Raw genomic sequence first — 13,364 nt, forward strand, 5'->3', positions numbered from 1 at the left:
TAATTGGCCGAGCGTGTCGCAACCGGGCTTCGCCCGGGCCGCTTCGCGGCGGGCGCCACGCTGCCGGCCTGCATAATTGGCCGAGCGTGTCGCAACCGGGCTTCGCCCGGGCCGCTTCGCGGCGGGCGCCACGCTGCCGGCCAGCCGAGTTCGAGACATCAGGAGTTGGTAGTGGTGGAGAACGCGTACGCCGCCGCGGGAGTCGACATCCATGCGGGAGACCGCGCCGTCGACCTGATGAAGGTCTGGATCGAGAAGTCGCGGCGACCAGAGATGCTCGGCGGGATCGGCGGCTTCGCCGGCCTGTTCGACGCCTCGGCGTTCAAGGCCTACGAGCGACCGCTGCTCGCCACCTCCGCCGACGGCGTCGGCACCAAGGTCGCGATCGCGCAGGCTCTCGACAAGCACGACACGATCGGCTTCGACCTGGTCGGCATGCTCGTCGACGACCTCGTGGTCTGCGGTGCCGAGCCGCTCTTCGTGACCGACTACATCGCGACCGGCAAGGTCGTGCCCGAACGGATCGCGGCGATCGTCAAGGGCATCGCCGAGGCCTGCGTCGAGGCCGGCTGCGCGCTGATCGGCGGCGAGACCGCGGAGCATCCGGGTCTGCTCGGTCCAGACGAGTACGACGTCGCCGGCTCCACCACCGGTGTGGTCGAGGCGTCGGAGCTGCTCGGCGCCGAGCTGGTCCGCGAGGGCGACGTCGTCCTCGCGATGGAGGCCTCGGGCCTGCACTCCAACGGCTACTCCCTCGTGCGCCACGTCCTGCTCCAGCAGGGTGGTCTCGCGCTCGACGCCCACATCGACGAGCTGGGCCGCACCCTCGGCGAGGAGCTCCTCGTCCCGACTCGGATCTATGCCAAGGCCTGCCTCGAGCTGGCGCGCGCGACCCGGACCCATGCGATGTCCCACGTGACCGGTGGCGGGCTCGCGGCCAACCTCGAGCGGGTGATGCCGGAGAAGCTCTCCGCGACGATCGACCGGGCCACCTGGACGCCTCAGCCGATCTTCGACCTGGTCCGGCGTACGGGCGACATCGCCCTCGCCGATCTCGAGATGACCCTCAACTGCGGGGTCGGCATGGTGGCGCTCCTCGACCCCGAGGACGTCGACGCCGCCGTGAGGGTCCTGGAGGGCTACGGCATCCGTTCCTGGGCGGCCGGCGAGGTCACCGCCACGCCCGGCGGCACGGTCGAGCTGGTGGGGACCCACCCGGGCTGGTGAGGCGTCTCCGGGTGAAATGCGTGCGCCCGCGGATGTGAGGTCCGTTACGTTCGCGGCGCGCGAACGCATTTTCGACACCCGGGTGTGCCAGATCGGGTTTCCAACAGGTAGCGTTGTCCCCACGAGAAACCTTTGAGTCAGCCCGGGATTCTTCCCGGCCAAGTGTGCGAGGGGGCTGGACCCTATGGGGCGCGGCCGAGCGAAAGCCAAGCAGACGAAGGTCGCGCGCGACCTGAAGTACCGTACCCACGAGACGGACTTCGGAGCGCTCGCGAAGGAGCTGCACGGCGAGAGTGACGACACCGAACCGCAGGACGACTACGACGAGTGGTCGGACTACGAGGCCCGTTCGCGCGACTGACACCGCCGCGGGTCACCCTTCCTGACCCGCGGCACCAGGTGAGTCACTCGACACTCCTCGACACCACCACCGAGCCGTGCGTGCCGTAGCCGAGCAGGCTGCCGCCGTACGCCTCGCCGTCGAAGCCGACGAGCAGCCACTGCTCGCCGGCGGGCACCAAGGTGGGCCACGGGATGTTCGAGGGGTACGGCGCGGCGAGTTCGCCGGTCTGCCGTAGGTCGAGGTCGAAGACGGGGTACGCCGCGCGCGACCCTCGGGGGTTGTCGCGGCCGTCACTGGCGAGCACGGCCCATTCGGGCCGTGCTCCGGTGCGTGTGGGAGCGAGCCGCGTGAGCGTCGTGCCCTCGGTGGCACGACGGTCCGTGGCCGCTGCCCGCAGCGTCAGCGAGTCCAATGACGGGCCGCTGGCGAGCACGGGGTGGAAGTCGAAGAACCGGCGTGCGCTGACGTAGCCGACGAGCCAGCCCTCGTCCGTCCGGACGAGGTGCGGGTCCCAGACGCCCACCGAGGCCAGTCCGGTCGTGGGGAGCGGCAGCGGGTCGCTGTCGAGCACGTGACGGCCGACGAGCAGGTCCACGCGGCTGCGGGCGAGCGTCACCTCGACGCTCGCGTCCGCCCGGCCACGGTCGAAGTCGCCCCAGGTGCTTGTCGCGACCAACCACTCCTCGCCGTCGCGGAGCAGGTGTGTCGCGTGGTCGGCGTACACCTGCCCGCCCCGCCGGAAGAACAGGTCGGCGCGGTGGCGCAGCGTGATCGTCTCGGTGTCGAGCTCCCAGACCGAGGTGTGGGCGGTGTCGAAGAAGCCCGGCCCGGCGCTGGTCGCGGTGAGGAGCGGCCGCCCGTCGTCGAGGAGGTACGGCGTCCCGTCGGCCCAGGTCACGAGCCGCAGATCGCGCAGCCCGAGCTGGCCGAACGCGCCTGCACGAAGGTCCGCCACGGACCCCTGGTGGGACACGTGCAGACCGGCGAGCCAGGTGGCGTCGCGCGTGTCCACGATGCCGGCCAGGTCGACCCGGGCGCGCGCCGTCCAGGTGTCCTCGCCGCCGGCGGTGGTGAAGAGGGTCAGGTGCGTGCCCGTGAGAGTGAGCGCGAGCCGCGCGACCGGTCCGGCCGGGCGGCCGAGGCGTCGGCTGCGGTGCCGACGCGTCTTCCCATCGACGGTCACCTCCAGGAACGTCGTACGGCCGTCGTACGCGCCGGTGAGGGCGACCATGCCCGATTCCCAGGCCAGGCGCGCCGGACCGTCGCAGCGGGCCTCCACGGCCGCGCTCGGCGCCGGCTGCGGGCACGGGGTCGTCGACGAGCCGCCCGGGAGGTCGAGGGACACCTGGACGAGGCCGGGCGCGACGAGGTCGACGGGACGGAGGAGGCGGGCGGTCTCGAAGCGGGCGGAGAGCACCTGCGGCGACGGGTCCACCGGGCCAGTCTGCCCAAAGGAGCGGGATCTCCCCGACCTGGGGCTTCCCAGGCCGCGTGCCGGGCGTGTTGAGTGAGGCTGCAGGGGCCGATCGGCCCCAGGAGAACTACTCGGAGGTTCCTCGATGCGGAAGTCTCTCGGCCTGATCGCGGCGGTGGCCGTGGTCGGCTCGGGCTTCGCCACGGCGGGCGCTCATGCTGCGCCCGCTCAGGCCAAGTCCGCTCCACACCAGTCCGCGACACACCAGTCCCCGACGCACCACAAGGCCGCTCACCCGCGGTCCCAGCACAGGCCCGCCCCCGCCTACACCCCGCCGCCGATCCACTGGGGCGCCTGCTCTTCCGCGAGCCTTCAGGCTGCGGGCGCGGAGTGCGGGATGCTCACCGTGCCGCTCGACTACACGAAGCCCCACGGCACCACGATCCAGCTCGCCGTCTCGCGGATCGCGCACAAGACCTCGGACGCCGACGCCCAGGGTCCGATGCTGGTCAACCCGGGTGGCCCCGGCGGCTCCGGGCTCACGCTGTCGCGGCTCGGCGCCTACGTCCCGAACGGTGGTGGCGACCCCTACGACTGGATCGGCTTCGACCCGCGCGGGGTCGGCAGCAGCGTGCCGTCGCTGGCCTGCGACCCGGACTACTTCGCCGCGGGCACCCGCAAGCCCTACGAGCCCGGCCCCGGCATCACGCGCTACTGGCTGACGAAGGCCGCCCGGTACGCCGCCGACTGCGGTACCACTGCACGCCGGCTGCTGCAGCACGACAAGACCACCGACTGGGTCAACGACATGGAGAGCATCCGCAAGGCGCTCGGCGCGCGGAAGATCAACTACTACGGGTTCTCCTACGGCACCTACCTCGGTCAGGTCTATGCGACGCTGCACCCGGACCGGGTCCGGCGCTTCGTCTTCGACGGCGTCGTCGACCCACGCGATGTGTGGTATGAGGGCAACCTGGCGCAGGAGAGGCAGTTCGATCCCAATATCGACACCTTCTTCGACTGGGTCGCCGACAACGATGCGTCGTACCACCTCGGCACCGACGGCAAGGCGGTCCGGCGGATCTACGACGACACGCTCGACCAGCTGACCGACGACCCCGATCCGAACCTCAGCGCGTCGGACTGGAACGACGTCTTCGTCGGCGCCGCCTACTACGTCTACTACTGGGACGACTTCGCCCATATCCTCGCGGCAGCGGAGAAGGGGGACCTCGGCCCGGCGAAGGAGTGGTACGGCGACCCGACCGGCCCGGGCTCGGACAACACCTACGCCACCTACATGGCCGTCGAGTGCACGGATGCGGCGTGGCCGGGCTGGCGGACGCAGCAGCGTGACGCCACCCGGATCGCGTCGTACGCGCCCTTCCTTGCATGGAACAACACGTGGTACAACGCGCCGTGCCTGAGTTGGCCTGCCAAGCCGAGCCGTCCGGTCACCGTCAGCGGCAAGCACGCGCCGCCGATCCTGCTCATCGAGGAGACCAACGACGCGGCGACGCCGTGGTCGGGCGCCATCGAGGTCCGCAAGCGGTTCCCGGGGGCGAGGTTGATCGAGGGCGTCGGAGGTACGACGCACGCGGGCTCGCTCTCCGGCGTCGCCTGCACCGACGACACGATCGCGAGCTACCTGCTCACCGGGGCGCTGCCCAAGCGGCTGCCCGGCAACAACCGGTCCGACCTGAAGTGTGACCCTGTTCCGCCGCCGACTCCCACGCCGGTGACGGCCGCCTCGGCGCAGAAGGCGCCGGTCGGTGCGAGCAGGTCCGACCGCCTCGGCCAGCTCCGCCACGTGATCACGGACGCGACGCTGGCGACCCGCTGAGGACCAGATGGTCGGCGCCGCGTGGCGCGCGCCTCCTCGTCCGGCCTGAGATGTCGCGGCTGTGAGGGCAGCCGTGCCGACGAGGCCCGAGGGAGGGGTACGACGAGGAGGCCGCGCGCCAGGTCCGCCGAGGGACAGGACAAGTAAAGAACGGCTGACCCGTGGTGCGCTGCCGTCTGGGGTCAGGTTCCCCCGAACGGGCTGCCGTCTACCTCGTCGGGCTATCCGGGGATGGGGCGAAGGACCCGCCCTGCGGGTGGCCCGCGACGGACGACGAACGCCCCACCGCCGTGGAGTCGACGGTGGGGCGCGGTCTTGGCGGTGCTGGTCAGACGAGCGTGGTTTCGAGCGTCTCGGGGGCGAAGAGCTCCTCGGGCTTGAGCTCCTGGGCCGAGAGTCCCTGCTGGTGGTGGTAGCGCAGGAACGTCTCGAGCACGTGACGGTTGGGCTCGAGGCCGTAGGACCAGAAGTCGTCGCCCATCAGCTCGCGGGTGGCGGCAGCCTCGTCGAGGTACCACGGCAGCATGACGCGCAGCGCCGCGGTCTCCTCGAAGTTCTCCTCGGCGAGCCGCTTCGCCTCGGCGAAGGCATTGAACAGCGAGCGGGCGACCCAGCGGTTCTCCTCGTAGACGTCGCGGCGGATCGCCACCACGTGCATCGTGGGGAAGATGCCGGTCTCGCGGAAGTAGTCGACCTCGGCTGCGCGGGAGTCCGCGAAGAGGCGCCGGATCGGGCCACCCGGCTCGAACCCCTCGGGTGCGCGCGGGCTGTAGATCGCGTCGATCTCACCTGCCGCGAGCATGGCCGAGAGGGTCTGGGTGTCCTCGATCGGCGTGACGTCGAAGCGGCCCTGGAGGTCGACCTTGAGCTTCTCCGGTCGACCGGGCTCGAGCAGCCCGCCGGTGCGGTAGGACACCGCGTCGGCCGGGAGATCGTAGACGTCCTCGAGGATGCCCCGGATCCAGACGTTCGCCGTCAGCTGCCACTCGGCGACGCCGACCACGCCACCCTTGAGCTCGGAGGGATGCGTGACCGACGAGCCCGAGCGCACGTAGATGCCGGAGTGGCGGAAGAAGCGGGAGGGGAAGACCGGGATCGCCACGAAGGGGGAGTCGCCCCGGGCCACACCGAGGGCGTAGCTGGACAGCGACATCTCCGAGGCGTCGAACTCCCGGAAGCGAGCCATCCGGAAGAAGGTCTCCTCCACCTGCTGCGGGAGGTAGGTGAGGTCGACGCCGGCGGGACGCACGCGCCCGTCGCGCAGCGCCTCGGTGCGGTCGTAGCGTTCGCAGGCCAGCGTGAGGCGGATCGTCACCGGTTGCCCCCGGCGAGGAAGGCGCCGACGACCTTGTTGAAGGCCTCGGGCTGCTCGAACATCGGCCAGTGGCCCGCGTCGGCGATCATGTCGAAGCTGGCGTTCGGGATGATCTCCGAGGCGCGCTTGCCGACCTCTGGCGGCGTGGTCGGGTTGTGGTCCGACCAGAGGATGAGGGTCTCGTGCGGCAGCGCGGCGAGATCGTCGGCGGAGAGGAGGTACTTGTGGCCCTCCTCGCCCGGAGCCTGCTCCACGAGCTTGGGCATCGCGGCCTTCGAGTCGGGGAGCATGTAGATCTGGTAGCGCACCTCGACGAGCTCGTCGGTGACGGTGGCGGGGTCGAGCATGAGCCACTCCAGGCGCTTGCGCACCGTCTCCCGGGTGGTCTCGGCGAGGGCCTTGGTGGTCGCAGCAGCCACCTTGTTGCCCACGCCCTTCGCCTGCTGCTGGCCGCCGCTCTCGTCGAGACCGAGGCCCGCGCCGGTGACGTGCACGAGACGGTTGACCCGCTCGGGGTGGGTCTTGGCGACGTACAACGCCACCCAACCACCGAGACTCTGGCCGACGAGATCGGCCTTCTCGGCGCCGATCGCGTCGAGGAAACAGACGACGTGCTGGGCGAACGTCGGCGCGACGTAGTCGACGTCGAGCGGCTTGTCGCTGAACCCGTGACCGATGAGGTCGATGGCCCACACGTGCAGGCCCTGCGCGGCCAGGGCCTGCACGTTGCGCGTCCATCCCTCGACGTGGCCGGTGATGCCCGAGAGCAGGACGACGTGCCGGTCACCCTCGCCCGCCTCGAGCACGCGGGTTCGCCACGGGCCCGCCTGGACATACCGGATCTGTGCGCCCAGCGCATCGGTCCACAGTGTCATGTCAGTGTCCTGCTTCCTTCATGGTGATGGTGTGCGAGTAGAGGTCCTTGGGGCCCACACCCGCCGCGCCGAGGATGTTCCACATCAGCATCGGGTTGAGGCCGAGGTCGACCAGTGCCTGGGCGTCGAGAGCCATGACGGCGGTGCGCTCGGCGTCGGTGAGGTCGTAGCGCGCCAGGAATTCAGCGGGATCCGCCAGCAGTTCGTGCTTGGCGGTCGGCTGCCGGTCGAGGTCGTGGGCGAGGTGACCGAGGGCGACGAGGCTCACGCCGCCACCTCCGTCGCGAAGAGGCAAGCATACGGACGCGGCGCCGTGAGAGCCCCGATGGTCGCTCGCTGACGCTCGCTCACGCCGTCACCTCCGCTGCCACCTCGAGCTCGGTGATGCCGATGCCGGTGACCCAGTTGTCCATCGGCGCGTACGCCAGCGTGCGGGCCTTCCCGCCGGCACAGGCGGCGGCCAGCAGCCAGGTGCGGATCTCGAGGGCGCCGTTGCCGGCCTCGTCGAGGATCTCGGCATCGGTCATCGTCGCGATCGCGTCGAGGTCGCCGTCCTCCAACCAGCCGAGGACGCGCTGGTCCCACTCCTCGTTGATCTCGCCCATCCGCGGGATGGCCACCCAGTGGGAGAGGGCGCCGAGGCCGAGCACGGCCACCGTCGTCTCCTCGGGCAGCTCCGCGATCGCGCGGCGCAGGGCGACGCCCAGGGCGCGGCAGCGGTTGAGGGTGGGGAGTGGCGGCTGGTTGCAGCTGACGTAGAGCGGGACGACGTGACGCTCCTGGAGCCCGAGCCGCTTCACCGGGACGAGGAAGCCGTGGTCGAGCGGCATCTCGTGGGCGATCGCGACGTCGAACTCCTGGGCGACGAGGGAGGCGTGCAGCACCTGCGCCGCCTTCGGGTCGCCGGCGACGTCGTCCACCGGGATGCCGTGCTCTCGGATAGCCCGGTGGGTCTCGGCCGAGCCGACCGCGAAGATCGGCAGGTTCTCCAGGCCGAAGGCCTCCTGGTGGTCGGGGGCGACGAGGACCACGACGTCGGGGTCGGCGGCCGCGATGTCGGCGGCCATCGAGTCCCAGGCGGTGGCCAGTGCGGCACCGTGCTCGGAGTCGGTGCTCGGGTCGCGGACGATGCCGCTGACGTGCGACGTGGTGCCGGCGAAGACGAGTGAACCCATGCGTGCACGGTGACATGTGACCCTCCTCACCGTCAAGTGAGACGACGCAGTGTCGTGTGAGTATGCGGGCGCCTATTCTGGCGGCATGAGCCTCCGCAGTGCGCAGAAGCAGATGACCCGGGACCTGCTGATGCGTTCTGCCCTCGCCGTGTTCGGCGAGAAGGGGTACGTCGGCACGACGGTCGACGACATCGCCGTGCGCGCCGGCGCCAACCGAGCGACGTTCTACCTGCACTTCTCCTCGAAGTCGGAGCTGGTCGCGGCGCTGATCGGCGAGGTCAACGAGCTGGTCGTCTCGACCGACAAGCCCACGCTGACCGACGTCGTCGTCTCCGGCGAGCGGGGCAAGATCGAGGCGTTCTTCGCCCGGCGCTTCGATCAGTGGCCCGAGATGATGCCGTACGTCGTGGCCGCCAATCAGGCAGCGGACGTGGAGCCCTCGATCCAGGCGCTCGTCGACCGCTGGCACGAGAGTGCGATCGGTGAGATCACCGAGGGGCTCACGCTCGCCGACCGGTTCGCGCCGGAGACCCGCCGGGCCCGGGCGCTGGCCGCCTTCGGTCAGTTGGAGTACTACTCGCGTCGCTGGGCGCACGTCGGCGGGTGGACCGAACTGGTCACGCGCCAGACCGCGTTGCACGTCCTCACCGACTCGTGGCACTCGCTGCTCGTCGGCTGATCACGCCCTGATCTTGGCCTGATCGCGCGGGGCGGGCGCCGACTCGAGAGTTCGTTGTGGCGGCGCGCGCCTGCGCGAGCCGTCGCCGCCCTCGTGTGCCTTCGCGTCGTCGTTTCGATTGACAGCGTGTCGAGTGACTCTGCATGATGTGCGCCACACATCTCGTGATCGCCATCACATCTGCATCGGAGGCACCCGTGAGCTACTACGTCGGTATCGATATCGGCGGCACCTTCACCGACGCCGTGCTCCTCGACGACGAGGGGGTGGCGCGCCTGCTCAAGACGCCGACCACCCTCGACGACCCGGCCCGGGGTGTGAACAACGCCCTCGCCCTGGCGGAGAGGGAGCTCGGCTTCGCCGAGGGCTCGCTCCTCTCCCAGGTCGACTACTTCGGCCTCGGCACCACGGTCGCCACCAACGCACTCATCGAGCGCAAGGGCGTCAAGACCGGCATCCTCACGACCCGGGGCTTCCGCGACACGCTGCTGATCCAGCGCGGCATGGGCCACTGGGCGGGCAAGGAGCTGCACGAGATCACCCGTTTCTCGACCCGTGAGCATCCGCAGCCGGTCGTGCCTCGTGAACTCATCGCCGAGGTCGTCGAGCGCGTCGACTACAAGGGCGCCGTCGTGGCTCCGCTCGACGAGGAGTCGGTCCGCGCCGCCGTGCGGGGGCTCCTCGACCAGGGTGTGCAGGCCATCGCCGTCGTCCTGCTGTGGTCCTTCCGGAACCCCGCACACGAGCAGCGTGTCGCCGAGATCGTCCGCGAGCTGGCGCCCGACGTCTATCTCTCGGTCTCCTCCGACCTTGCGCCGGTGCTCGGCGAATACGAGCGCACGGCGACCACGGCACTCAACGCCTACCTCGGTCCGCACGTCCAGCGGTACATGAACCAGCTGCAGGAGTCACTGCACCAGCGCGGCATGACCGGCACGTTGCGCATCCTCGACTCCGGTGGTGGCGTGATCACGCCCGAGCGCTGCGGCCAGACCGCCGTCTCCGTGCTCACCTCCGGACCGACCGGAGGCGTCCTCGCCTCCGCGAAGCTCGCCGAGCAGCTCGGCACCCCGAACGTCCTCACCACCGACATGGGCGGAACCTCGTTCGACGTCGGCATGATCCTCGACTACGAGCCGGTCGTCAGCCCCCGCCAGGAGGTCAACGGCTACCACGTGCTCAAGCCCGCGGTGCAGGTGACCGCGATCGGCGCCGGCGGCGGCTCGATCGCCCAGGTGATCGACGGCCAGCTCCTCGTCGGCCCCGAGTCGGCCGGCTCCGTGCCCGGCCCGGCCTGCTACATGCGCGGCGGAACCCGACCGACCGTCACCGACGCCGATGTCGTGCTCGGCATCATCGACCCCGACTACTTCCTCGGCGGCACCTTCCAGCTCGACCGCGAGGCCGCCGTCCAGGCGGTCAAGGAGCACGTCGCCGACCCGCTCGGCATCTCGGTTGAGGACGCCGCGGCCGGTATCAAGCAGATCGCCGACCACAAGATGGCCGACCTGCTCGACACCCTCACCGTGGGCAAGGGCCACGACCCGCGCGACTTCGTCGTCTACGCGTACGGCGGTGCCGGCGGCGCTCACTGCCACGGCTTCGGGCACGAGCTCGGCGTCCAGTCGGTGGTGGTGCCCTCCACCGCCACCGTCCACTCGGCCTTCGGCGCCGTGATGAGCGACCTCCACGTCGCGGCCGAGCTCTCCGACCCGCTGGCCACCCCGGTCTGGGAGGGCGCTGCCGAGATGCTGCCCGCCGCCCGCATCGCGGAGAATCTCGCCCGACTCGAGGCCCAGGTGCGCGAGCAGCTGCTCGACTCCGGTGCCGAGCCGGACCGGATCCACGTGCAGCGCTACGCCGAGGTCCGCTTCCGGATGCAGTCGAAGTCGCTGCCGGTCGCACTGCCGGCCGGTGAGCTGACCGCCACCGACATGCAGGGCCTGCTCGACGCCTTCGTCGCGCAGTTCGAGGAGACGTACGGCGCCGAGGCCGTCTTCACCGGCGCCGGCGTCGAGATCCCCTCGGTGCGCGTCCAGGCGAAGGGCGAGCTGAGGAAGCCCGCCATCAGTGCGGTGATCTCCGGCGGCTCGGCGCTCGATCTCGAGCGTCCCGCCACCCGCAAGGTCTATCTGCCCGGCGGATGGATCGACGCCGACGTCGTACGCGGCACCGGGCTCAAGCCCGGGGACATCGTCGACGGGCCCGCGATCATCGAGCACCCGGGCACGACCATCTTCATCGGCGAGGGACAGCAGGCCGCCATCGACCGGCTCGAGAACACCGTCATCACCACGAAGGAGAGCTGAGATGACCGCCAGCGCCACCACTGTCGCCGCGCCCGTCGACCCGATCACCTACGAGGTCGTCCGCCACCGCCTGTTGGCCGTTGTCGCCCAGCAGTCCGCCGTGCTGAAGAACGTCTCCGGCTCGCCGCTCGTCTTCGAGGCCAACGACTGCAACACCGGCGTCTACCTGCCCGATGGCCAGATCGCCGCGATGGGCCCGCACATCGTCTTCCATTCCGGCTCCATGGAGCTCGTCGTCGGCAACATCATCGAGCAGTTCGAGAACGACGGTGGCATCGACGAGGGCGACATCTTCATCACCAACGACCCCTACTCGGGCGCTCTGCACCTGCCCGACGTCACCATGGTGGAGCCGGTCATCGTCGACGGGGAGCGCATCGGCTGGGTGGGCTCGTGCTGCCATGTCCTCGACATCGGCGGCATGACGCCGTCGTCCTGGTGCCCCGACGCCACGGAGAACGTGCAGGAGGGCCTGATCCTCCCGCCGACCAAGCTCGTCGAGCGCGGCCGAACCCGCTCGGACGTCTGGAACCTCATCCTCTCCGCGTCGCGGCTCGCGCCGAACCTCGGCCTGGACCTCAAGGCGATGATCGCGGCCAACACCCACGCGCGCAAGGGGATGCTCCGCCTCGTCGACCGCTACGGCGTCGACGTGGTCAAGGCGGTCATGGCGACGATGCTCGACAAGTCCGAGACCGCGACCCGGGAGCGGCTGCGTGCGCTGCCCGACGGCGTCTTCCAGGCTCGCAACTACTTCGACACCGACGGCAAGAACCCCGGCCTGCACCGCGTCGAGGTCGAGCTCACCAAGCGCGACGACACGCTCGTCTTCGACTACTCGAAGTCGGCCGAGCAGGTGCCGTCCATCGTCAACTGCACGATCGCCGGCCTGCGCGGCGGCGTGTTCGCCTCGGTGCTCCCGGTGATCGCCCCCGACATCCCGTGGAACTCCGGCGTCATGCGCGCCATCGAGATCGAGGCGCCCGAGGGGCTCATCGTCAACTGCGCCAAGCCCGCTCCGTGCGGCTCGGCCACGGTGGGGGGCGCCTACATGGTCAAGAACACCGCCCACGCCGCGGTCTCCACCCTGGCCGGCACCGACGACGTCAGCCGGTCGGACGCAATGGCGGAGTCGACCGGCGCGATCCAGGTGCTGCACATCGGCGGCGTCAACCAGTACGGCGTGGGCTTCGGCGGCGCGCTCACCGAGGCCCTCTGCGGTGGTGGCGGCGCCACGCCGGAGGCCGACGGTGCCGACTTCGTCGGCCCGCACGAGATCCTCTCCTACCAGTTCAACAACGTGGAGGGCGAGGAGGTCGCGTTCCCGCTGCTCTGGCTGCGCCGCGAGTTCAACACCGACTCCGGCGGTGCGGGTCGTCGCCACGGTGGCACCTCGCTGTCGGCGGCCTGGACCGTCCACGACGCCGGTTTCGTGCACGGCGTCCACATGGCGCACTCGATGTCCATGCCGGCCTCCACCGGCCTGCACGGCGGCCTGCCTGGCTCGACCCACGCGGTCACGGTGGTCCGCGGCACCGACGTCAACGAGGCGCTGGCCGCCGGCCGGGCCGTGACCGGTTCGGCCGACCTTGAGGGCGAGGTCACCGTCTTCGACACCAACCCCGGGGAGCAGATGTTCTTCCCCGGCGACGTCATGGACTGGTCGTTCCACGGGGGCGGCGGCTGGGGCGACGCGCTCGACGCCGACCCCGAGGGCATCGCCGCCGACGTGCGCGAGGGCCGCGTCTCCGAGGCCGGTGCGCTCCGCCACTACGGCGTCGTCCTCGCCGACGGTGAGGTCGACGAGGCCGCCACGACCGCCACCCGCGCCGACCTGCGCCGTCGACGCACGGAGTGGAACCGCACCGTGGTCGAGGAGTTCGCTCCGGTGAGCGGCGAGGCACGCGTCGTCGGCGACAAGCTGAGGATCGTTGCCGACCACTTCGCCTGCGAGTGCGGCCGCACGCTGTCGCCGGCCGGTGCCGACTGGAAGCAGTACGCCGGCCGTACCGCGCTGACGGCCGATCAGCTCGGCGAGAAGGTGCGCCTGCACGCCGACCTCGTCGCGGACGCCTACGCCTGCCCCGGGTGCGGCGGACTGCTCTGTGTCGAGATCCGGCGCCGTGACGACGAGCCGCTGCGCGCCATCGCCCTCGCCTGATCTCACGAGCTCTTCATCTCGGG

The 13,364-nt window shown here is 70.5% G+C and carries 11 protein-coding genes; 6 read left to right on the forward strand and 5 right to left on the reverse strand.

Features of this window, described 5'->3' with window-relative positions; translation table 11 throughout:
• Positions 1-171 precede the first annotated feature (171 nt).
• Both purM and AB3X52_RS06235 read left to right on the forward strand, forming a co-directional pair.
• On the forward strand, positions 172-1,227 hold the full coding sequence (gene purM, locus AB3X52_RS06230) for a phosphoribosylformylglycinamidine cyclo-ligase (RefSeq protein WP_367992378.1): 1,056 nt from the start codon (positions 172-174) through the stop codon (positions 1,225-1,227).
• Positions 1,228-1,411: 184 nt separating this feature from the next.
• Positions 1,412-1,588: a DUF3073 domain-containing protein gene (locus tag AB3X52_RS06235; protein WP_367992380.1), complete on the forward strand. Its 177-nt coding sequence runs from the start codon at positions 1,412-1,414 to the stop codon at positions 1,586-1,588.
• Between the two features lie 43 nt (positions 1,589-1,631).
• Here AB3X52_RS06235 and AB3X52_RS06240 read toward each other — a convergent pair whose 3' ends face one another.
• Complete coding sequence (locus AB3X52_RS06240; RefSeq protein WP_367992382.1) at positions 1,632-3,005, reverse strand: hypothetical protein; 1,374 nt, start codon at positions 3,003-3,005, stop codon at positions 1,632-1,634.
• A gap of 376 nt (positions 3,006-3,381) precedes the next feature.
• Here AB3X52_RS06240 and AB3X52_RS06245 point away from each other — a divergent pair, with 376 nt between their 5' ends.
• Positions 3,382-4,827 carry an alpha/beta hydrolase gene (locus AB3X52_RS06245; RefSeq protein WP_367992384.1) on the forward strand — a complete coding sequence of 482 codons (1,446 nt, stop codon included), beginning with the start codon at positions 3,382-3,384 and terminating at the stop codon, positions 4,825-4,827.
• 328 nt (positions 4,828-5,155) lie between these two features.
• Here AB3X52_RS06245 and AB3X52_RS06250 read toward each other — a convergent pair whose 3' ends face one another.
• From AB3X52_RS06250 to AB3X52_RS06265, 4 genes are all read right to left on the reverse strand, one after another.
• Positions 5,156-6,142 (reverse strand): substrate-binding domain-containing protein, encoded by a 987-nt coding sequence (locus AB3X52_RS06250; protein ID WP_367992386.1) that lies wholly within the window; start codon positions 6,140-6,142, stop codon positions 5,156-5,158.
• Positions 6,139-7,017 carry an alpha/beta fold hydrolase gene (locus tag AB3X52_RS06255; protein WP_367992388.1) on the reverse strand — a complete coding sequence of 293 codons (879 nt, stop codon included), beginning with the start codon at positions 7,015-7,017 and terminating at the stop codon, positions 6,139-6,141. Before AB3X52_RS06255 ends, AB3X52_RS06250 begins: the two co-directional genes overlap by 4 nt.
• Position 7,018: 1 nt before the next feature.
• Entirely contained in the window at positions 7,019-7,285 is a 267-nt protein-coding gene (locus AB3X52_RS06260; RefSeq protein WP_367992390.1) for a hypothetical protein, read from the reverse strand.
• Positions 7,286-7,364: 79 nt separating this feature from the next.
• Positions 7,365-8,192 (reverse strand): DODA-type extradiol aromatic ring-opening family dioxygenase, encoded by an 828-nt coding sequence (locus tag AB3X52_RS06265; protein WP_367992392.1) that lies wholly within the window; start codon positions 8,190-8,192, stop codon positions 7,365-7,367.
• 85 nt (positions 8,193-8,277) lie between these two features.
• Between AB3X52_RS06265 and AB3X52_RS06270 the strand changes: the two genes are divergently transcribed.
• From AB3X52_RS06270 to AB3X52_RS06280, 3 genes are all read left to right on the forward strand, one after another.
• Positions 8,278-8,871 (forward strand): TetR/AcrR family transcriptional regulator, encoded by a 594-nt coding sequence (locus AB3X52_RS06270; RefSeq protein WP_367992394.1) that lies wholly within the window; start codon positions 8,278-8,280, stop codon positions 8,869-8,871.
• Positions 8,872-9,068: 197 nt separating this feature from the next.
• Entirely contained in the window at positions 9,069-11,180 is a 2,112-nt protein-coding gene (locus AB3X52_RS06275) for a hydantoinase/oxoprolinase family protein (protein WP_367992396.1), read from the forward strand.
• Position 11,181: 1 nt separating this feature from the next.
• Positions 11,182-13,341, forward strand: coding sequence for a hydantoinase B/oxoprolinase family protein (locus AB3X52_RS06280; protein ID WP_367992398.1), 2,160 nt, complete (start codon positions 11,182-11,184; stop codon positions 13,339-13,341).
• Positions 13,342-13,364: the final 23 nt, after the last annotated feature.

The organism is Nocardioides eburneus (assembly GCF_040838215.1).
Taxonomy (GTDB): domain Bacteria; phylum Actinomycetota; class Actinomycetes; order Propionibacteriales; family Nocardioidaceae; genus Nocardioides; species Nocardioides eburneus.